This window comes from Acinetobacter marinus, from assembly GCF_900096915.1.
GTDB lineage: Bacteria > Pseudomonadota > Gammaproteobacteria > Pseudomonadales > Moraxellaceae > Acinetobacter > Acinetobacter marinus.
On sequence record NZ_FMYK01000001.1, the window covers coordinates 298,082 to 320,006 of the forward strand.

Consider the following 21,925-nt stretch of genomic DNA (forward strand, 5'->3'; position numbering starts at 1 on the left):
TTGCGAGCAGACAAATGCCGCTCGCTCATCATGTGTGGGGGTTTGAGGTGATCTAAAATGGATAAAGACCCTGTTAAAAATTTGCCTTAAAAGCTAAAGATGCGAAATCTCGGTCATCGATGATGCTAAATTCATTCGACCCAAAGAAATTGGTATAACCCAATTCAGCCGTGTATTTTTGCTGATAGGTGGCGGAGACCGCAGCCGTCACACTCATTTGATCTTCTTGGAAATTTTGGCTAAATCCTTGAATGTCATGTCGAAATGCAACACTTGGTGAAATCACTGTAGAAGGTAAGATATCTTTATAAGTCAATGCACCACGCAAACGATAACCATAAGACCACTCCGTGACAAACCCTTCGTCATTACAATAGCGTTCATTGAGTCGATCAATCTCATCATTCGACAAGTGCGCCGTACCATACGGCGTACATTGATTGGCTTTGGTTTCAGGATCATAGGCACCCGTCGATAGCTCACTGCGACCAAAAGCGCCGACACGACCTAGACGATGGTTGCCAATATCATCAACGTGATTGACCGCCATCTCTGCAGCCCAACTGGCACTATCTGCACCAAATATGTTCTTCTTACTGCCACTCGCACCGAGCGAAAACTGTGTCACAGGTAAGCTCACCCAGCCTTGCAGATGCTGTCCCAGATCAACGGAGGTTCCCGCTTCGGTCAGTGGTGTCTTATTATCCAACACTAGTGCAAACACGACATCGGTTCCATTGCGCTGAAATGGCTGATCAGGCTTGTGGGTCAGCTCGCTAAAGAGATTGGTGTCCCCGACCTTAGCACTCAGACTCAAGCCGTACATCTTGATATCTTCTGGGTAGAGTGAATAATATTCAGAGGTATTAAAATTTGCCACACCTGGCGCAGTCACGGAAACACCATCAAAATTCGGCATTTTGCTATGATAATTGGCAAAATAAACCCCAAGCTCCGCATTATTCCAGCTCGGAATGGTTTGCTTGAGCGACAGACCATACTCGCCACCATCCTTGGCATATTGGCTTTCTGTCCGTGGCATATAAATTTTGTTTTCGAGTGCAGTCTCTGTCAGTTTGTCACCCGGTGTCACGGTAATCACGATAGGACCGCAGTTTTCTGGAACAAAATCAGACACACCAAAGAACGTGCCACAGCCATCCACTACAGAAGGTCGAAATTTAAACTGATAAAAATCCGTCCAATTTCAGATTTTTCGTCAAGCCCAGATCAAATGAAAACTGCTCCACAGGAATCACTCTTTCACGAGGATCACCCCCTGGGCGATTAAAGGCAGCATAGTCAAACGCCATCACGCTATTGAGACCATTTTGGAAAAATTGCGATTTCCCCCAAGGCACGACATGTTTACCAAGCTTAAGTTTGGCGGTTTTACCATTGTCAAAGGCAATGTTTTTCCAAATATACGCATCCCAAAGATCAATGCCTTTAAACTTTGCCAGACGAGGCCAAACAGAATCATCAAATTCTTTTAAGTCGCCCCGCCCAGTTTCATAAGCATGGTCATACCAATATTTGGTACTAAGCACAGCACCTTGATCGACGCCTTTAAGTCGAAACTCGGTATAACCTTTAAGCACTTGGGAAATCACATCATATTGATCAAAATTGACGTGCCCATCATCACCATTGACATCGATACTATTGCCTGATTTGCCGATATGATTGGCGTCTGGTTTATACACCAGTGTATCGATTGCATCTTCGGTACTCCAGTTCATGCCTGCGCTGAGCGTGGTGGTGGTTTCAAAGCTCCACTCATCATTAATGGGAATGCTCTTTGCCGAAGCGGATGTTGCTGCAAAAACTAATCCGAGCATTGCACTGCTTTGCATCAGCAAGACAATGCGCTTTTTTTTCAAACGTAAATAAACAACCTTGTGCATCATATTATCTCCATATCAATATGATTAATCGGTGGATTTTATGGTTTTTGATGAGCCTTCCTTTGTTGGCGCATCTGCTTTTGAATTGCTTCAATCTGCTGTTGTCTGTCTGTCGAGATCAATGTACTTTTGACATTCGCTTTCAGACACAGGTAATTACTAAATTAATATTTTCTAAATTGTAAATTTTGTCTTGCCGTCATTAGAATTTGTCTTTTGGTCATTTCAGCGATCAAATTTAAAATCCTGTACGACAGATGAGTTGGACAATGCTTTACATCGGCAATAATTGCGTATCTTGCACCGCATCTAACTGCAAAATCAGTGGCATCGCATCCGCCCATTCGCCATAACCAGCGGCAGGATTTAAATGCCCGACTGCACCCGCATCATAGAGTTCACTGTGCCAAGCATTTGCCATCTGCTGTACTGCGGTGAATGACGCCAAGTGGTCATTTTGGCTCGCCACAACAATGCTTGGAAAAGGTAAGGCTTGATTGGGTAAAGGCGACCAACCTTCGGCGCTGAGTGCTTCTGGACTTGGATAGTTGCTTGGCCACGGTTGATTGAGATTTGGCGGGGTCACCAATAGCGCACCAACTACTCGGTTGCGATGATCTGTGTTTTGTTCTGTGCTATTTGCATGACGTTTATTGCAATGTAATGCCGCCCAGTGCACGGTCATCAGCACGCCAGCACTATGTGCAACCAAAATGACATCCCCTTCGATCTGTTTGATCGTGGCTTGGATCTGTGCAACACGTTTTGCACAATTTAACTTGTCTGCTTCCAATGGTGGAACGGTGCGCACCTTGTCCAAGCGTTCAGCCAGTATCGTTTGCCAATGTTCGGCGACATGATCACGTAAACCAGGGATGATTAAAACGGTGGCTTTGGGTTGGCAGTTATCCATACTGTTCGATGTCCTATCTTGTCATTGCCTTGACTTCTGCCTGTGCGATATCCTTCGCTCGGTGAAGTCGGGTGATGATTCAACATAGATCGAAATGACTCGCCCAGCGATACAATGCACGTCATTGACTTATCTTTTCATGACAAATACTTTTTGACATCATATTTAAAATGATTATTTATATTACACAATGATTTGTTTTATATGGTTTTTTTATTTATTCGTCGGTGCAGTATTTTTAATCAATCAGCATAAAATCCAAAACCGCTACGGAAATCCATTGCATTCTCAACGTACCAATTCGATAATGAACTTAGGTCTAATGAACCTAGGTCTGAAGCAATATCAATCACACTGTTGATCTGACACATTGCTTCGCCGTGCTTATATACAGCTAGGAAGGCTGTGCAAATACAGGGAGAAAGCATATGGTGCCACTTGCGCATACCGCCGTACTAAAAAACTATCTCGATGTCAGTCGGCGGCTCAATCTCAATCCCTATCAGCTACTCTCCAGTGCAGAGATTTACCCAGCGCATTTGAATGACTATAAACAGCGCATCCCTGTAGATAATGCTATTCGCTTACTGGAAAAATCTGCTGAGCTCAGCGGTTGTGATGTGTTTGGACTGTATATGGCAGAAGAACGTCAACTTGCTGATTTTGGTGAGTTGAGCCTGCTACTGAGTTATCAACATACGTTGCGTGATGCCCTACAAACCATCGTGCGCTACCGCAACCTAATCAATAATGCGCTAGAGATTTGCCTTGAAGAAGTCGGCAATATAGTCATTATTCGCATCGAAGTAATCTCCGATATTTCCGATTATAGTCGGCAGTCAATCGAACTGGCAGTCGGTATCACCCATCGCTTTTGCGCTGCGCTATTATCTCAAAAATGGAAACCGCTGAGTGTGCATTTCAATCACAGTGCACCTAAAGATCTGAGCGTGCATCAACGAATTTTTGGCTGTAATTTAGAATTTGGTAGCGAATTTAACGGCATTGTTTGCACGATCGCCGAGCTGGACAAAACTAATCCGCAATCCAATACGGCGATGGCAGATCATGCACAGCGTTATTTAGACATTGATCTACTGCACAATGAAAATGAATCATCGATCATATTTGATATTCGTAAAAGCATCTATTTGTTATTACCGATGGGGCGTGCCACGATTGCACAAGTCTCACACACGCATGGTGTCAATGTCAGGACTTTACAGCGTCGTTTAGAAGCAGCCAATACCAGTTTTAGCACGCTCATCAATGATGTGCGCCGTGTCTTGGTGTTGCGCTATTTGCGCAATCCAAACTATAGCCTCAGCCAAGTCTCCGATATTCTCGGTTATGCCATGCCTAGCTCGTTTACCCGTTGGTTTATCAGTCAATTTGGTGTGTCACCGACCTCATGGCGAAATAGTCATCGTATTACCCAACCTGCGTAATGTCGCTTCGTTTTTGCATCTTCGCTAGATTTGTTTCGATTAAACTTTTTGTAATTCAACGCATTCTTATGAATTTTAAATACATCTTAGATTAGCATTGAAAACCGGGATTTAAACAGTGCATTTTAAAACAGTATGGCTGATTTCAACATCACTTGAAATCAGCCATTTTTTGTTCAGTAATTTTTTTATTGACCTAGTTTACGTCAACCGAGTGTGTTCGTGCAGTAATTTAAAACAACCAATGCATCATAGCTAATACCAACAGCACCAAGAAAATACTTTCACCGACCATAAACAGTACGGGTTTCATACCGACTGTTGCCAGTTCTTTAAACTGGGTTTTCATACCAAGCGCACTGATCGAAATCACCAAGCACCAGCGTGACAATTCATTGATCCCACCTTGTACAAGACTTGGTACCCAGCCTGTGCTATTGATACATGCCAAGATCAAAAATCCAACTGCAAACCAAGGCAAGAGTGGCGGACGTTCGCCCCCATTTACGGATGCACCTTGCATACGAGTAATCATCGCCGCACAGACAATCACAGGGAGCAACATCGCTACACGCATCAGTTTGACCACCGTGGCGGTATTGCCCGTTTCAGTGGACATACTATAGCCCGCACCGACCACCTGCGCCACATCATGAATGGTTGCCCCCAAAAATATGCCTGCTGCTTGTGGGGACAGATTCAGCCACTGTGCAATCATGGGATAGACGATCATGGCAATGGTGGATAATGCCGACACGCCAATCACGGTGAACAAAGTCGCCTTTTCTTTTTGTGGATGATTGGGTAGCGCTACCGATAACGCCAGCGCAGCCGACGCACCGCAAATCGCTGTGGCACCGCCAGTCAACATGCCGAAGAGTTTTTGAAAGCCGATCAGCTTTGCCACCACCACGGAGACTGAAATGGTCACGATAATTAACGTGATCACCAACACCACAGGTTGCCAACCCAGTGCGGTAATCTGTTCCAAAGTAATGCGCATGCCAAGTAATGCAATGCCAATGCGCATCACGGTACGTGCTGTAAACTCAATTCCAGCCTTACAACGCCCTTCTGCCGACAGAAAACTTAATCCCATGCCAAGGAGCAAGGCAAACAACATCACAGGTGCGCCATAATGCTCGGACAAAAAGGTCGCAGCCGCTGCGGCAACGGCACTAATCGCAAAACCTGGCGCAAGCTCACGAATGCGTTGCATCCACGTGCTCGCTGGGCTGGTGCTGACTGGCGTAGAGTTAGCCATGCGCAGACTCCTGATCAAGCAAGATGTATAGCCGTTGCGCAACGCAATGTACTGCATAGGTGCTGATTTTCATGGATTTTGAGTTGACTAAAAAACCAGTCGCCACATCAAAACGTAAACCATGCGCACCACATTGGATGGTACAACCATCTAACTTACCACCAAAAAGTGATGCGCCCTGATGCGGACAACGATCATCGATGGCGTAGAATTGCCCTTGTATATTAAACAGCACCAAAAACCGATCATCGACTTGCAAAAAAGTACGCTCGCCGATGGCAGGCACTTTTTCCAGTGGCACTTTAAAATATGGCACGTCAAAATCTGGCGCTTCAAAATGTGGTTTTTCAAATTGAGTCCGTGTCAGGTCGGTCTGCTCATGATTCTCGTGTGTATCTTGATTCATGACGCCACCTCATTGATTCCAAGCGCATCACACATGGTACGGTACAAATGTTCTGAAGCACTTGCACCTGCAACAGCAAAGCGCCCATCAATAATAAAGTACGGCACGCCATGCCCTGCCCGATAACGAGAAATATCCGCCAAGTTTGGCGTTTGCCATATGGCTTTGAGCTGTTCTGCATCAAAGCCACATTCTAATGCGATACGATGCAAAGTCTCTTGCTGTCCAATATTTTCGGCATAATGAAAGTAGCCTGAAAATAGTCGCTCTAACAATTTTTCAGTTTGCTCAGACGTTGATATTGCATTTAATTTGGCAAATAAATGATGCGCTTTGGCTGTATTTGGCATGGTGTGAATGCGCTTAAAATCCAGATTTACGCCAACTGCTTTGGCAGCTTGACGCACTTGTTCTTGGCGCTGTTCGACCGCAGTTTGGCTACCCAGTCGATCCAAATAAAATTCATCAAACGGCACGCCATCGGCTGGCAAATAAGTGAGCAGTTGTACACCGTGCCAGCGCACATGGACTTGGACTTCTGGGTGATATTGATTGAGCATTGCGGTTGCACGTTGCAATTGTCGCTTGCCAATCAAGCACCATGGGCAGATAAAATCAAAATACACATCGATGGGTAAGAGTTGTTTCATGATCAGTCACCATTATTTTGCGTATGTTGTTGTAAATCAGCGTTGGCAATAGCACGTTCCATATCACGGTGATAATATCGTTTGGCATAGATAAATACCGCCGCTGCGAAAATACTCATCAACGGCATATATTGAAATGCTTGGTTGAGACCGATAATGTCAGAGAGTTTGCCGACCACCAATGGACCAAGTGCTAGACCTAAGAAATTATTTGCCAATGTCAATGTCGCAAAGGCAGTGCCATGCACCGAGTTATGGGTGAGATTCGCCACCATTGCACTGGACGGCCCCATGGTGCCTAAGGCGATAAACATGCCTAAGCAAATCAATGCAATTTGTGTTGTGCCAGGCGGCAGTGAGAATGCGCTGACCAAGATCACACAGCCGAGGACACAGTAGATGATTGCTAAAAGCACTTTGCGGTCTGGGCGATTTTTGCCGAGATAATCGCACAACATGCCACACAAAATCGCACCGACAGCACTAAACAGCACAATAAACGCAGAGGTAATCCCCGCTTTATCGGTACTCATGCCATAGTAGCGATTCAGATAACTTGGCATCCAGACAATCACCGTGCCACCGACAAAGAGTTGCAGACCACTGGCGATATAGGTTGCGACGATAGAACGACTTGAATACAGACTGCGCAGTGGACTTTTTTTCGGTTTGACCACTTGATTGTTGGCATCTTTAATCGGCGCCATGCCAATCTTTTTCTCATTGACCACCATCGGGTACAATACTGCCAAGAACAAACCAAAAAATGCCATCGCTGCAAATGCCCAGCGCCAACCAAAGTGCTCCGCCATGATGCCACCCAAGGACATGCCAAGGAATGAACCAAATACACCACCAGCCATAAATGCACCAGCCAATGTGGCACGCATTTCTCGAGGGAATACCGCAACCACCACAGCAATGCCGACACTGCCATAAGCAGCTTCACCGACACCCACCATAAAGCGTGCAATAAACATCTGCTCATAGCTCTGCGCCAGCGCACAACCCAAGGTCGCCAAACTCCACAAAACTGCCATGATGGTCAGACTTTTGACCCGCCCAAAGCGATCCGCCATCAACGACAACGGCAGTGTCAGCAAACCGACCATTAAGGCAACGATACCACTGAGCAAGCCCAATTGGCTGTCGGTCAGCGTCCATTCACTTTTAATTAAAGGAAAAACTGCATTCAGCACTTGTCTCGACATATAGTCTGAAATCAACAAACCAAATGTCAGTGCAAACACCATCCACGCATAGCGACGGGTCACGTTCTGTGATGTATCTACATCATTCGCAGACGCCATTTGATGAGCATCCATAAAACCTCCATGTATTGATATTCATTACCATGGCATTGTGATAGTAAGGGTTCAACTGTGATCTAAGAAGTCCTCTTTACCTAAATCACAGTCTGAACAAGTTGATCAGTCAAAATTCCCTCAGACTGAATATTGTGCTCAACCACAATAACTAAAATCACAATAACCAAAACAAACCAATTTGACGCAAACGACCTTCATCTCAGAGACATTGCTCTGAAAAGCATTTAGTAAAAATAACTTAACGCTGTGGCACACCTTTTTGACCTGAGCGACGGTTCGGTGCCATCCCATTTGCCAACAAGGTCTCTTCGATGCTGTCGTACTGCACACCGATGCGATAGATTTCACGTGCCTCTTTACCATTTGCTACTTCACGACCCAGTTCATGCGCCATGCGCACGGTTTGCTGAATCTGTTGCACTGAGCCAAAACGCTCGCCACGATGATCAATGATGGTATCCTCATTGCCGACACGCGCATGCAAACCCATCGCCATCGAAATTGTGTTCAACGGCAAGACATTTTTCAGTAAAGATTCCGACGTCAAGGTACAGCCATCAGGTACACGATGGATAAAGTTAAAGAAATTAAATGGATTCGGTCCATCAAAACCGCCACCAATGCCAATCCATGTCAAATTCAATGGCCCTTTATACAAGCCTTTACGCACCATACGTTCCAACGTTTCCCAACCATGCATCCCTGTTAATTGGAAATGCGGTTGAATACCATTGGCACACAAGCGTTTCAAATGCTCAGCCAACCAACCTGGTCCTGCAGGCACGGTCATTTCTGCGTAGGCTTCTTGAATCGCTGGATGCTCAAGTGACGTACCCTTGAGATATTCAGGATATAACAGCTCCATAATATTCATTTGCGTGGTATTCACTGCCACCGTCACTTGATCAGGCTTTGGTGTCAGTTCAGCAAGCATATGACGGGTGTCATCGCTCAGCCACAGCGCCGCTTCACCTTCACTTTCTGGTGCAAATGAAATCGATCCGCCGACCTGAATAATCATCTCAGGCACAGCTTCACGTACCCCTTTGATCAGCTCATTAAATTTGGATAACCGTTTTGAGCCTTTGCCGTCGAGCTCACGCACATGCAAATGCAAAACCGTTGCACCAGCTTCATAGCATTCCACCGCTTTTTGGATTTGCTCATCCATAGTCACGGGAATATCTTCTGGAAAATCCTCTGGCATCCACTCAGGACCATACGGCGCCACAGTGATGACTACTTTGTCCATGTTTTCAGGATGCAATGAATCGTCAAAAAATTGCATGTCAATCTCCTTATCTCTTTGTTTAATCAGCATTCGAATTCAATAAAATTTGAGCACAAAATTTTAAGTGTCAGATTTTAAGCATTAAAATTTAGTAGGTTGCATCACCGATAATGCCTGCCCGTTCCATTTTTCGGTGACACGGCGGATAATCCATCACTGCATAATGCTGGGTGCAACGGTTGTCCCAGATCGCAATGCTATTCGGTTGCCAGCGCCAGCGCACTTGATACTCTGGAATGTAGGCTTGGCTAATCAAATATCGTAATAAGTCTGCCGCTCCGGGATTGGCATCTTGTCCAAAACGGACATTTTCCTTAATGTGAAAATTGCTGAAGTGTGTGGTAAATGCATTGACATAGAGAATCTTCTCGCCTGTCTCAGGATGTGTTCTGACCACTGGGTGCTCCGCATCTGGAAACTGTGCCTTGAGCGCCAAACGCTTCTCAATCGGCATGGTTGCACCAAAGCTGGCTTCGATGCTGTGATAGGCTCGCAAATTGGCAATCTTCGCTTTGATCTCTTCAGGCAAGTTGGCATAGGCTGCCACCATATTGACCCACATGGTGTCACCACCCACTGTAGGGCACTCAATACAGCGCAAGACACAACCCATCGGTGGCGCTTGACGCCAACTGGCATCGCTGTGCCAAGCATTTTCATAACGATCGATTGGACTGTCTGGGCTTTTATAGATTTGCACCAATCCAGGATGATCGGGATGGCTACCGACCGCAGGGTGATCTTCCAACTGTCCAAAACGTTCAGCAAATGCCACATGCTCTGCACGGGTCAGATCTTGATTGCGTAAAAACAGCACCCGATGTTGTAAAAGTTGCTGACGAATTTCTGCAAATAAATCATCATCATGTATCGCATCCGCTAGGCGAATGCCTTGTAGCTCTGCACCAATATTGCAACTCAATTGTTCGATATGCATGGGAGAATTCCTTTTCCAATAACAATTTTAGATAACTAGTTCAATGATCATGTTCATAGATCGAGTTCTAAGATCATGTTCAAATCACAAAGATCGAAGATCCTGTAGTTTTTCGTGCTTCTAAATCACGATGTGCCTGAACTGCATCCTTGAGTTCATAGCGTTGATTAATTTCGATTTTGATGCGCCCATTGATCACATGGTCAAAGAGCTCATCTGCCAAGGCTTGTTTCTCGGCAGGATCGGCGATGTAATCTGCCAATGCAGGTCGAGTGATAAATAATGAGCCTTTCATTGCCAACAGTACGGGGTTAAATTCTGGAATTGCGCCAGAAGCCGTACCAACACAGACCAATAAACCACGACGCTTGAGCGAATCCAATGACGACATAAAGGTATCTTTGCCAACGCTATCAAACACCACCTGCACCCCCACGCCATTGGTCAATTCACGAACGCGTTCTGCGACATTTTCATGGCTATAATTGATGATATGATCACAACCATGCGCACGGGCAATCGCTGCTTTTTCTTCACTTGAAGTCGTGCCAATCACGGTGAGACCCAACAGTTTCGCCCACTGCGTCACGATCAAGCCCACACCGCCAGCAGCAGCGTGCAGTAAAATGGTATCGCCAGATTGAAATGGATAAATACGGCGCATCAGATAGGCTGACGTCAGACCACGCATGGTCATCGCAGCAGCAGTTTCACAGGAGATGCCTTCGGGGAGCTTGATCAAGACATCGGCATCGATCAGACGTGCGGTACTATAGGCACCCAAAGTATTTAAAAAACCAGTATAGGTGACACGATCGCCGACTTGAACATTGCTCACGCCTTCACCGACCGCTTCAACGACACCCGCAGCTTCTACGCCCATTCCATTCGGGAATGGAATCGGATAAGTGCCATCACGAAAATAAGTGTCTGCATAATTCAGACCTACAGCGACATGACGAAGCAGCACTTGACCTGCCGCAGGCTGTGCCACCTCAATGTCTTCAAAACGTAGAACGTCTGGAGATCCTGCTTCGTAGAATCGTATTGCTTGAGCTGAAGTCATATTGCCATCCCTGCTGATTAGTTCAGTATTCTGTAATCCTGCAACAAAATTACCTGAGTCACTGGCTGGACACTTTACATATCACGACAGTGACTTTGCATTATGCGACACGGCAGACATGATCTGCGTACAGCGATGAATTTGACTTGTTCGTTAATGTCGATTTGGGTTATTTTATTATTTAAAATGAAAGGATTAGGCAAAGGATTCGCACCCATGACATTGAAGCAACTGAAAGCCTTTTTGACAGTGGCACGCACCCTCAACTATGCCCAAGCGGCGGAAGAATTATTTTTAAGTCAGTCGGCTTTAAGCATCACAATCAAGACCTTAGAAGAAGAATTTGGCGGTAAACTGTTTCGCCGTAACACCCGCCGTGTAGAAGTCACCGCTGAAGGTGCGTCGCTGATTCCTGCTGCAAAAAAGCTCCTAGCCAACTGGGAGGAAATGGAAAAAGATCTTAAACAGCGCTTTCAATTTAACCGAGGCACTTTGAATATTGCGTCTATGCCCTACGCTACTCATGCGATTTTGCCTGCACTCATCGAACGCTTTGCACAGCGCCATCCCAACATTAGTTTCTCAATTCATGATGTGCCAAATGAAAAAATTATCGAAAAAGTCCAAGATGGAATTTTTGAAATCGGTTTATGCTTTCAGCCGAGCCAAACCGAGCAATTGAGCTTTGTGCCTTTGTTACAAGAAGATTTTATAGCCGTCGTGCCCAAAAACCATCACCTTGCCTCTCAACCTACCATCACATGGCAACAATTATGTGCCGAATCATTTATTACCTTGCAAAATCCGTCGATCGTGCGTCAGATCATTGAGCAAAAATGTCTGGAATATCAACTGACTTTGGATTTAAAAGTGGAATGTCATCAGATCAGCTCAATATCGAATTTTGTGGCGTTGGGTATGGGCGTCAGTGCGATTCCACGTCAATTTCAGCGTTGTATCGACCTTGAGCACAATCAATTGCTTGAAATCAGTGATGATCATGTTCAGCTTCAATTAGGAATACTTTATAAAAAAGATTTTCAGCTCTCGAGTATTTCCAGTGAATTTATTCAAATGCTACAAGAACAGCAATTCATCTTTTAAAAATTTGAATCATTGATAAATTTTTTAAATCACACGTTCAAAACAATCAATTTCTAAAAATATAAGAGCAGTGTTACTAATAAAAATAAATCGAACATGAGGTTCAGTGGATGAATAAAGCGATGAATAAAGTGATGGATCATGCACAAGATGCGCTGGCAGATATTGTCGCCGATCAGCAGACTATCGCAGTGGGTGGATTTGGTTTGTGTGGCATTCCCGAGGTGTTAATCGACGCCCTACAGGCGACGGGTGTCACAGGATTGACCTGTATTTCCAACAATGCAGGTACGGATGGCATTGGTCTTGGTAAGTTACTGGCAAGCCGACAAATCAAAAAAATGATCTCCTCCTATGTGGGTGAAAATAAAGAATTTGAACGGCAATTTTTAACAGGTGAATTGGAAGTTGAACTCACCCCACAAGGCACACTCGCCGAGAAGTTGCGTTCTGGCGGTGCAGGTATTCCCGCATTTTTCACCCAAACTGGTGTCGGCACATTGATCGCCGAAGGCAAAGAAGTGCGTCAATTTGATGGCAAAAATTATTTGCTCGAACCGACCCTCACCGCAGATATCGCCTTGGTCAAAGCCTATAAGGCAGACAAAGCAGGCAACCTGATCTTTCGCAAAACAGCACGCAACTTTAATCCTGAATGTGCCATGGCGGGCAAAATTACCGTGGTTGAAGTCGAGCAATTGGTCGAAATAGGCGAGATTGATCCCGATGATGTGCATTTGCCAGGGATATTTGTTGATCGAATCATCGTCAATCCCAATCCAACCAAACATATCGAACAACGTACTTTAAGCACAGTGGAGGCATAACGCATGGCATGGACGCATACTGAGATGGCACAGCGTGCCGCACAAGAGCTACAAGATGGCTATTATGTCAATCTCGGCATTGGCTTGCCGACGTTGGTTGCCAACTATATTCCCAGCGAGATGAATATTTGGCTACAGTCTGAAAATGGTTTATTGGGCATTGGTGAGTTTCCAACAGAGGAAACCCTTGATGCGGATTTGATCAATGCGGGCAAACAGACCATTACCGCACGTCGTGGAGCCGCATTTTTTTCCAGTTCGGAATCTTTCGCCATGATCCGTGGTGGACACGTCAATATTGCGATCTTAGGTGCGATGGAAGTATCCGCATCAGGCGATCTTGCCAACTGGATGATTCCAGGCAAAAAAGTCAAAGGTATGGGCGGTGCAATGGACTTGGTCGCTGGCGTACAAAAAGTCGTGATGCTGATGGAGCATTGTACCCGTGACGGCTTACCGAAAATTCTCAAGCAATGTAGCCTACCACTGACAGGTCAAGGCGTGGTTAGTCGAATCATTAGCGATCTTGGTGTGCTCGATGTAACCAAGGACGGCATGGTCTTGGTGGAGCTGGCAAAAGATGTCACGGAAGCGCAAATCCAAGCAGCGACAGATGTCCCTCTCCTAACGCAAGTGAGTTGATTTTCAATGAGCATCTAAAGTGAATTGCAAAATGTCGTTAAAATAGATATCCGTACAGGCGTCAGTATCACAATGTACTGGCGTTTTTAATTTGGCAAAATCAGATCATCATCTACACATCAATGTATATCAAATCATCAAGCTGTTTTGTTTGAGCATTCGAGCAACGATCTGCTCCGTATGAAAGCCAAAACGCCAATACAACAATTCCAAAACATCCAATTCATCTTGACTAATAATACGATTTGACCACATTTCTCGTTCGATCACCGCCAGAAAATACATGCGTTGCCGAGTCAGCAAACCCGCAATACTTTGTAAGCATTGCCCCAGATCGATTTCATGTTCGGTAATTCGGGTATACGCCGCCAATTCATCATGCTTGAGGATGCGTTTGAGGATACGTTGTCTGACTATGATTTGCCGTACACTATCGATTTGCTGGACGTGCAACATGGCATCAACCACCACCACCAGTTCAGTCAGACAGTTTTCTCGCATGGTCGGCAGTGCGGCATCGAGTAAGGACTGCGTCGATTTCACCCGATCAAATAACAAGCTATCTAATAGACCAATTTCGCCATCGGATTGGATAATCATGGCGATTTTTTTGAGGAAATGATGGCTGATAATATTCGGCATACGATCAATATATTGCAGTGCTTCATCGAAGATTTGCAGGTGTATCCGCCCATCAAGTTTAAGTAAAGCCTCAACGATCGCTCGGCTAATTTCGGCATCTTCAGGAATAAATTCACGATATTGGCGAATCATAAAAATCGCCAAAATAATCTCACGGCTACCAGTTGCCGTTTGCATGGCACGTACGATCACTTCGGGACGTTGCCAACTGCGTCTTAGCTCGACACTGAGCGGTTTCATGGCATCTTTGCTGGCAAAACTAATCGGCGATAATCGAAGGACGGGCGCAGGCTGGATCGAAAATTGATTGCTGGTATCAAAAATCTCTAACACACGGTTTTCATTGGTCGGCAATAAAAACCGCGTGGCAATTTTCTTCCAATCGATCGACTGTTGATCATATTTAAACTTGACAATTTGACCCCGAAAATCATGCAGTTGATCAATGCGATCGCCCAGCGCACCATGCACTCGAAACCAACTTTGCGCAGTTAAAGCATTGGCGAAGCACATATGCGCAAGCGCCTCAGATTCGACACGGAAAATCTGAGAACCATAAGCATGCACATAAATACGACTTAAACAATGCAACAAATCCATTTCATCAATCAGATTCAATGTGCGTTGATCAACCCGATACTCTCGCCATGCATAGAGCAAAAATTTCATTAAACGACTGATCAGCACCCCAAGACTGCCCAACAGCCAAATAAATCCGCCCCATGCGACATAAACTGCTGCAAATTTACTGTCCGTGACCAAGGCTTTACGCTTGGTGCCTTTGACCACAAAGATGCTACCAAGCTGTGAAAAAAATAAGAAGCCACTACACCAAATCAACATCCGCGTATGCTCAACAAACGCCTGCGATTGAATATGCACATATTGCTGTGCAATGAGCGCTTTGAGTTCAGGATAATCCATCGACTGCAATGCGCCCCATGTCAGGACAATGGTGGCATCCCGTTCAGAGAAACCAACGGTAAAGGCATTGATCCCCAGCTCATCAGGCAATAAATATAAATAGGCAGGTTTGCTGGCGCAGAGCGCTGCTAGCTCATCGTTAATGCTTAGCGCCAGATGCTCGTTCGGCACAGCATTTAGGCGTTCAATACTGCGTGCACGCAGGTGTCGAGCCACCAATCGACCATCTCGCTTATAGAGCACCATGCGATAGCCAATATTTAAACCTTTGAGTAATAGAATCCCGATCACAACGAAAGGGCTGAGCACATGCCAGAGGATAGATTGTTGCTGATCGACGAAATGAACAATTAAACCGAAAATGAAATTGAGTGCCGCAATGACTAAAATCACTGCAAAAAGATAGACAATAGGTAATTTGAACATTTGAAAGTTCAATTTGGCTAACATAATTCGACCTGTATACAGCAACGATCTCGCATAGTGCTGTTGTCAAAATGCTTTTATGAACATCTGCATGGTGCAAAAGTGTTTAAATCACAACGACTTTGCTCAGTGATAACGTATTTTTATAAGAAAGGCAAGCAGACATTCTCCAACATCTGCTTGCTTTATTAGGTCATTTATTGATGCATCAAGCAAAATGCCTTAAGCAAAATACATTAGGCATCTTCACGAATGCCTGTCAGATCGACCGCAGAGGCATCAACATTGACATCGATATAGTTGTCTTTTTTCTTCTTGGCAGTGTCATTACGACTCTGTTCAAGACGAGCTAGATAATCCGCATCAATGCCTTCGGTCACATAATGTCCATCAAAAACAGAGCAATCAAATTCTGTAATTTTTGGAATTTTCTTGGTGCGTACTGCAGATTTCAAATCATCCAAGTCTTGGAAAATCAAACGATCCGCCCCGATGATTTGGCGCACTTCTTCTACAGTACGACCCGCTGCAATCAGCTCAGATTTTGCTGGCATATCAATACCATAGACATTCGGATATTGAATCATTGGCGCAGCAGACGCAAAGAACACTTGTTTTGCACCTGAGTCACGCGCCATTTGAATGATTTCTTCACAGGTGGTACCACGCACGATCGAATCATCGACCAGCAAGACATTTTTGTCTTTAAACTCAAGTTCTACAGGGTTTAATTTTTGACGGACTGATTTTTTACGTTGCTGTTGCCCTGGCATGATGAAGGTACGACCGATATAACGGTTTTTCATAAAGCCTTCACGGAACTTCACACCCAGATAATTCGCCAATTCTAATGCAGAAGTACGGCTGGTATCTGGAATCGGAATCACCACATCAATGTCGTGTTCTTTGCCCCACTCTTTGACAATTTTATGCGCCAGTTTTTTACCCATTTTTAGGCGAGCTTTGTACACAGAGATACCATCAATGGTGGCATCAGGACGGGCAAAATAGACATATTCAAAGATACATGGACGATGTAATGGCGCTTTTGCACATTGCTGTAAATGCAATTTGCCTGTGCTATCGACAAACATCGCTTCACCTGGTTCAAGGTCACGTTCGATCTTAAAGCCGAGCGAGGTAATCGCCACAGATTCAGAGGCAATAATATATTCGATCTCGCCTGTGTCGGTTTCACGTGAGCCATAAACCAATGGACGAATCCCATTTGGATCACGAAAACCAACCAAACCATGTCCAGTAATCAACGCCACAACGCCATAGGCACCTTTGCAGCGCTCATGCACGCTGGCAACTGCGGTAAAAATATCACTGGCAGCGGGTTTGACTTTGCCACATTTTTGCAGCTCATGAGCAAACACATTGAGTAGGACTTCAGAGTCTGAGTCAGTATTAATATGACGCAAATCGCTGTTGAACAAATCTTTATGAATGTCAGCGGCATTGGTCAAGTTACCATTATGCGCCAAAGATACGCCATATGGTGAGTTGACATAAAATGGTTGTGCTTCTGCGCTACTGGATGAGCCTGCGGTAGGATAACGCACATGACCGATGCCGTAGTTCCCGACCAAAGCCCGCATATGACGGGTATGGAATACGTCACGCACCATCCCGTTATCTTTACGAAGATAGAGACGCCCATCATGGCAGGTGATAATCCCCGCTGCGTCTTGTCCACGATGCTGTAACATGGTTAACGCATCATATAACATCTGATTTACTGGCGACTTCGCAGCAATACCGACCACACCACACATAGAAACCTCGCAGACAGGCTAGGAATTTATCCAAATAAATTTCATCATAGATGTGCTCATCAAACACGTCATGATCAATTCGGCAACAACGACTTTAATAAAATACGATTTTCCAAACACATCACAAAAATGGATTGTCAGTCGTCGACTGATTTTTCGTATTTGCGGGCGGTATTATAGCACCTTGCGCTTTAGAATGATCATCAGAATTTAGGCTTTCGATTTCCTCAGTCGATTTTTGCACAATCTGCTGAGAATATTTTAGTGTTTGTTCAGCATATGGGCTAAAGACATGAATTAATTTTGAAGATTGCCAAATTTGGGTCTGAGCAAACCAACCTTGCAGAATGTGAATGGCAATTAAAAACACCACTGCCATCTTAGCAAAACCAAATGCGCCACCTGCCAAACGATTAAACCATGATAATTTCAGCTTTTTGATCACTTGATGTAGCAAATAGCCCATTGTCCACGTCAGGACAATCACCGCCAACACAATCACGATAAAGGCGGCAATATGTTGTACGGTCTGATCTTGACTGAGCCAACCCATCAGCGGACGAACGGTATCACTGAACTTTGTGGCAAACACCAATGCCATGACCCAGCCGATCAAGTTGGCAAAAGCATGAATCAAACCTTGACGCAGTCCATTTAAGGTACTCATCAAGATCAAGACGATCATGACTATATCAAGGGTATTCATGGGTTAATGCCTCGATGTGAAATGTATTTGTCACACGCCACAATGCTTAACTTCACAACGCTTAAAAAGACTGTACACAATCCGCAATTAGATTTGGTCCTGTATAGATCAAGCCACTATAAATTTGCACCAAGCTCGCACCAGAAGCGCGTTTCAGTGCTGCTTGCTCGCCTGACAGGATACCACCGACACCGATCAATGGAATTTGATCTTGTAAGATTTTCGCAAATTGGGTTAAACATTGCGTACTTTTTGTGAAGACTGGTGCGCCCGATAAACCGCCCTGTTCCTCACCATGTGTCATACCTTCAACACCTTCACGGCTGAGCGTGGTATTGGTGACAATCAATCCGTCGATATTAAACTTGAGCAATTGCGCTGCAATAAACTGTACATCCTCAGCGGTTAAATCAGGCGCAACTTTGAGCACTAACGGTACATAAAACCCATGTTCTGCTGCCAAATCTAACTGTTTGTTTTTTAGCGTTTCCAGCAATTCTGTCAAGGCATGACCACTTTGCAAACTGCGCAAACCTTTGGTATTTGGCGAGGAAATATTGACCGTGACATAAGAGGCATATTGATAGACTTTTTCAAGGCAAATCAAATAGTCAGCTGTGGCATTCTCTACTGGCGTATCGGCATTTTTACCGATATTAATGCCGAGCACACCTTGGTATTTGGCATGTTTTACATTCTCGACCAGCTTATCCACACCGTCATTATTAAAGCCCATACGGTTGATAATCGCTTGTGCAGCAGGCAGACGAAATAAGCGTGGATGTGGATTGCCCGCTTGTGGACGCGGGGTAATGGTACCAATTTCGATAAAACCAAAGCCGAGTGCTGCCAGCGCATCAATATAATCGCCATTTTTATCCAGTCCCGCAGCCAAGCCCACTGGATTGGGAAATTGAATCCCCATACAGGTCACAGGCTTTTGATATTGTTTATAAATATTTTGAATCACACCAAGTTTGTGCGCCACCTTCAATGACGATAAAGTCACTTCATGGGCACGTTCTGCTTCAAGTTTAAACAATAATGGACGAGCTAAAGAATATAACATGGTGATTTGCTGAGCAGTTTCTGGAAAAATCGCCATGTAGTGTACGTGAACTGTATGCAAAAATACAGCGCTTTAGCAGTAAAGTCCTTTGAAAACAACACATCACAATCAATGCGCTCAGATTAATATATTCCGCTCAATACATTCGTTCCAATAAAATGATCACCAATAAAAAATGCCATTCAAATCACTTGAATGGCATGATTAGAAATTGAATATTTCTATTTTGGAATGAAGTGTTAGCAAACCAAAGTTAGCTTACCATCAGTGGGAACACGCCAAAAATCATGGCACTACCCATCAATACGCAACAGGTGATAAATGCCCATTTCAAGGTAAAGCGTTGATGATCCGCCAGCTCGACGGACGCCAAACCACAGAGTAGATAAGTTGATGGTACCAAAGGTGACAATAAGTGAATCGGCTGTCCCACAATCGAAGCACGGGCAATCTCCACAGGGAGCAAGCCATAATGTGTCGCACTCTCTGCAAGAACAGGCAATACCCCAAAATAAAAAGCATCATTCGACATGAAGAATGTCAGTGGCATACTCAGTACAGCAGTAATCGTCGCCATAAACGGTCCCATACTCTCAGGAATAATTGCCACAAACTGCTTCGACATGGCATCGACCATACCCGTCCCAGATAGAATGCCTGTAAACACCCCAGCAGCAAAAATCACGCCGACCACAGCCAAGACACTGTCCGCATGTGTAGCAATACGCTTTTTCTGCATCTCGACATCTGGATAATTCACCACCATCGCAACTCAGAAACCGAGCATAAATAGAATCGGCATTGGCATTACACTAAACATTAATGACACCATCAACACCGTAGTCAAGATGGCATTAAACAAACGTAAATGTGGACGTTGTGCTTCAGGGTCTTTTGAGATGCTGATGCTATCGGCATGGCTTAAATCAGTAAATTCAATCGTGCCAAGACGTTTACGCTCGTATTTGCCGTACATATAGGCAAGGAAGAATAACCATGCAATGGCAATCAGCATGGATGGAATCATCGGAATAAAGACTTCACTGGCTTCGACTTGTAAGGCGCTAGCAGCTCGAGCAGTCGGTCCGCCCCAAGGGGTAAGATTCATCACACCACTACACAGCAACATCAAGCAGGTCATGATCAGTGGGTTCATACCCAAGCGAGAATACAGTGGCATCATCGCTGCCACACAGATCATGTAGGTGGTCGAGCCATCGCCATCCAGTGACACCATCACCGTAAGCAACACTGTCCCTAAAGTAATTTTTAATGGATCGCCTTTGACGATCTTTAAAATCCATTTGATGATTGTATCAAATAATCCCGAATCAATCATTAATGCAAAATACATGATCGCAAACAATAACATCACACCCGTTGGTGCAAGTTTTTTGATGCCCTCTAGCATCGATTCGCCAAGATGATTTAGCTCAATATGACTTAAACTGTCTACGAAAAATCCGAGCCCCCATCCTATTAGGGCAAAAATAACTGGAATTAAAATCAGTGCAACAATTGCACTCAAGCGCTTGCTCATGATCAAGTACATAAAGCACATGATCATGCAGATCCCTAAAAGTGTCAGCATTCGTACAACATCCTAATCAGCTTGGTCTACATATCCATATCTCTAATACACTGGCAATGATTAGGTACAGGGAGAAACCAATTATTTTAGGAAGTTAAACTTCATATTCCAAGCGACCAAGACCACAGTCTAAGCTGACAACTGAGAAGCACTATTTTTTCTTCAATTTAAAATTTAAGATAGCGCTCAAACACCACTTTGAGCGGCTTGAGATAACCTGTGAAAAAGTGATTGGCACCAGGCATGATGGTGATCGGATGGCGCTGTGGTTTCGCCCATGCCACCACATCTGCAAGTGGCGTAATCTCATCTTGCTCACCGTGTACCAGCAAAATATCGTGATCAATTTCAGGGGTTTTATAATCAATCAAATCCCGTACTCGCCCTGCTGGAAGCCCCGCAAGAATAAGCTGTTTTGGACGCTGTGCTGGATCGAGCAAATGAAAACTTTTTGCCCAAACATGCGAGCCAAAAGAAAAACCAGCCGCATAAAACGGTAAGTTAGGATACTTTTCTTGCATTTGCACGGCGAGGTTGGCAATGTCTTTGCTCTCGCCAACTCCATCATCATGTGTACCATGCGAGTCATCTGCGCCACGAAAGCTCGGTCGCCATACCAGACAATCATTTGCCAAGAAAATTTCTGACATCAGTTGCGGGATTTTATGCTTAGGATTGCCCCCCATTAATGGATGTGGATGGGTCACCAAAGCAATGGCTTTGATCTGGTCTGGACGATCTTCGTAGACTTGCACTTGCCCTGCTTCACATTGCAAAAAAATTGTTTCAGTCATCGTTCTCTCGTAAGCGTATGCGGATTTTGCTGGCTATTGTAGCAATCTTTGCGCAAAAAAATTGTCTGAAAAATTGTGCATGATCAATATTTGAATGATTCAATAACAACGCTGTATCACTGAAAATGTTCATCCCGATGCAAAACATCGTAGAATCCTATTGGCAGATTTTTTAAAGATTTGCTAAGCTAAGCCAATTATTGTTGATA

General features: G+C 44.6%; 17 protein-coding genes and 2 pseudogenes. 4 read left to right on the forward strand and 15 right to left on the reverse strand.

Going from position 1 to position 21,925, the window contains the following annotated elements:
• Positions 1 to 73 precede the first annotated feature (73 nt).
• Positions 74 to 1,841: pseudogene (locus BLQ60_RS01410) on the reverse strand (DUF1302 domain-containing protein).
• Positions 1,842 to 2,181: 340 nt separating this feature from the next.
• The gene (locus BLQ60_RS01415) at positions 2,182 to 2,820 is read right to left on the reverse strand and encodes an RBBP9/YdeN family alpha/beta hydrolase (RefSeq protein ID WP_092614919.1); all 639 of its coding nucleotides are present in this window, start codon (positions 2,818 to 2,820) and stop codon (positions 2,182 to 2,184) included.
• A gap of 428 nt (positions 2,821 to 3,248) precedes the next feature.
• Between BLQ60_RS01415 and BLQ60_RS01420 the strand changes: the two genes are divergently transcribed.
• Complete coding sequence (locus tag BLQ60_RS01420; protein WP_092614922.1) at positions 3,249 to 4,268, forward strand: AraC family transcriptional regulator; 1,020 nt, start codon at positions 3,249 to 3,251, stop codon at positions 4,266 to 4,268.
• 232 nt (positions 4,269 to 4,500) lie between these two features.
• Here BLQ60_RS01420 and BLQ60_RS01425 read toward each other — a convergent pair whose 3' ends face one another.
• From BLQ60_RS01425 to BLQ60_RS01455, 7 genes are all read right to left on the reverse strand, one after another.
• Entirely contained in the window at positions 4,501 to 5,487 is a 987-nt protein-coding gene (locus BLQ60_RS01425) for a YeiH family protein (protein ID WP_378235159.1), read from the reverse strand.
• A gap of 37 nt (positions 5,488 to 5,524) precedes the next feature.
• Complete coding sequence (locus BLQ60_RS01430) at positions 5,525 to 5,848, reverse strand: Rieske (2Fe-2S) protein (RefSeq protein WP_244515949.1); 324 nt, start codon at positions 5,846 to 5,848, stop codon at positions 5,525 to 5,527.
• Positions 5,849 to 5,934: 86 nt separating this feature from the next.
• The gene (locus tag BLQ60_RS01435) at positions 5,935 to 6,591 is read right to left on the reverse strand and encodes a DsbA family oxidoreductase (RefSeq protein ID WP_092614930.1); all 657 of its coding nucleotides are present in this window, start codon (positions 6,589 to 6,591) and stop codon (positions 5,935 to 5,937) included.
• Entirely contained in the window at positions 6,591 to 7,913 is a 1,323-nt protein-coding gene (locus BLQ60_RS01440; protein ID WP_092614933.1) for an MFS transporter, read from the reverse strand. The genes BLQ60_RS01435 and BLQ60_RS01440 overlap by 1 nt, the downstream gene beginning before the upstream one ends.
• Positions 7,914 to 8,154: 241 nt before the next feature.
• Entirely contained in the window at positions 8,155 to 9,204 is a 1,050-nt protein-coding gene (locus tag BLQ60_RS01445; protein WP_092614936.1) for a beta-keto acid cleavage family enzyme, read from the reverse strand.
• 91 nt (positions 9,205 to 9,295) lie between these two features.
• Positions 9,296 to 10,144: a TauD/TfdA dioxygenase family protein gene (locus BLQ60_RS01450; protein ID WP_092614939.1), complete on the reverse strand. Its 849-nt coding sequence runs from the start codon at positions 10,142 to 10,144 to the stop codon at positions 9,296 to 9,298.
• A gap of 79 nt (positions 10,145 to 10,223) precedes the next feature.
• Positions 10,224 to 11,210 (reverse strand): quinone oxidoreductase family protein, encoded by a 987-nt coding sequence (locus BLQ60_RS01455; protein WP_092614942.1) that lies wholly within the window; start codon positions 11,208 to 11,210, stop codon positions 10,224 to 10,226.
• A 216-nt stretch (positions 11,211 to 11,426) separates the two neighbouring features.
• Between BLQ60_RS01455 and BLQ60_RS01460 the strand changes: the two genes are divergently transcribed.
• From BLQ60_RS01460 to BLQ60_RS01470, 3 genes are all read left to right on the forward strand, one after another.
• Positions 11,427 to 12,314, forward strand: coding sequence for a LysR family transcriptional regulator (locus tag BLQ60_RS01460; protein WP_092615974.1), 888 nt, complete (start codon positions 11,427 to 11,429; stop codon positions 12,312 to 12,314).
• Positions 12,315 to 12,436: 122 nt separating this feature from the next.
• Positions 12,437 to 13,141, forward strand: a complete 705-nt coding sequence (locus tag BLQ60_RS01465) for a CoA transferase subunit A (RefSeq protein ID WP_092615977.1) — start codon at positions 12,437 to 12,439, stop codon at positions 13,139 to 13,141.
• A 3-nt stretch (positions 13,142 to 13,144) separates the two neighbouring features.
• Positions 13,145 to 13,783 (forward strand): 3-oxoacid CoA-transferase subunit B, encoded by a 639-nt coding sequence (locus BLQ60_RS01470; protein WP_092614945.1) that lies wholly within the window; start codon positions 13,145 to 13,147, stop codon positions 13,781 to 13,783.
• A gap of 129 nt (positions 13,784 to 13,912) precedes the next feature.
• Here BLQ60_RS01470 and BLQ60_RS01475 read toward each other — a convergent pair whose 3' ends face one another.
• From BLQ60_RS01475 to BLQ60_RS01500, 6 genes and pseudogenes are all read right to left on the reverse strand, one after another.
• Positions 13,913 to 15,775 (reverse strand): M48 family metallopeptidase, encoded by a 1,863-nt coding sequence (locus BLQ60_RS01475; protein ID WP_092614948.1) that lies wholly within the window; start codon positions 15,773 to 15,775, stop codon positions 13,913 to 13,915.
• Between the two features lie 236 nt (positions 15,776 to 16,011).
• On the reverse strand, positions 16,012 to 17,556 hold the full coding sequence (gene purF, locus BLQ60_RS01480; protein ID WP_092614951.1) for an amidophosphoribosyltransferase: 1,545 nt from the start codon (positions 17,554 to 17,556) through the stop codon (positions 16,012 to 16,014).
• 121 nt (positions 17,557 to 17,677) lie between these two features.
• Positions 17,678 to 18,262, reverse strand: coding sequence for a CvpA family protein (locus BLQ60_RS01485; RefSeq protein ID WP_092614954.1), 585 nt, complete (start codon positions 18,260 to 18,262; stop codon positions 17,678 to 17,680).
• 61 nt (positions 18,263 to 18,323) lie between these two features.
• Positions 18,324 to 19,331 (reverse strand): quinone-dependent dihydroorotate dehydrogenase, encoded by a 1,008-nt coding sequence (locus BLQ60_RS01490; RefSeq protein ID WP_092615980.1) that lies wholly within the window; start codon positions 19,329 to 19,331, stop codon positions 18,324 to 18,326.
• Positions 19,332 to 19,584: 253 nt separating this feature from the next.
• A pseudogene (locus BLQ60_RS01495) lies at positions 19,585 to 20,922 on the reverse strand (CitMHS family transporter).
• 167 nt (positions 20,923 to 21,089) lie between these two features.
• Complete coding sequence (locus BLQ60_RS01500) at positions 21,090 to 21,716, reverse strand: alpha/beta hydrolase (RefSeq protein ID WP_092614957.1); 627 nt, start codon at positions 21,714 to 21,716, stop codon at positions 21,090 to 21,092.
• Positions 21,717 to 21,925: the final 209 nt, after the last annotated feature.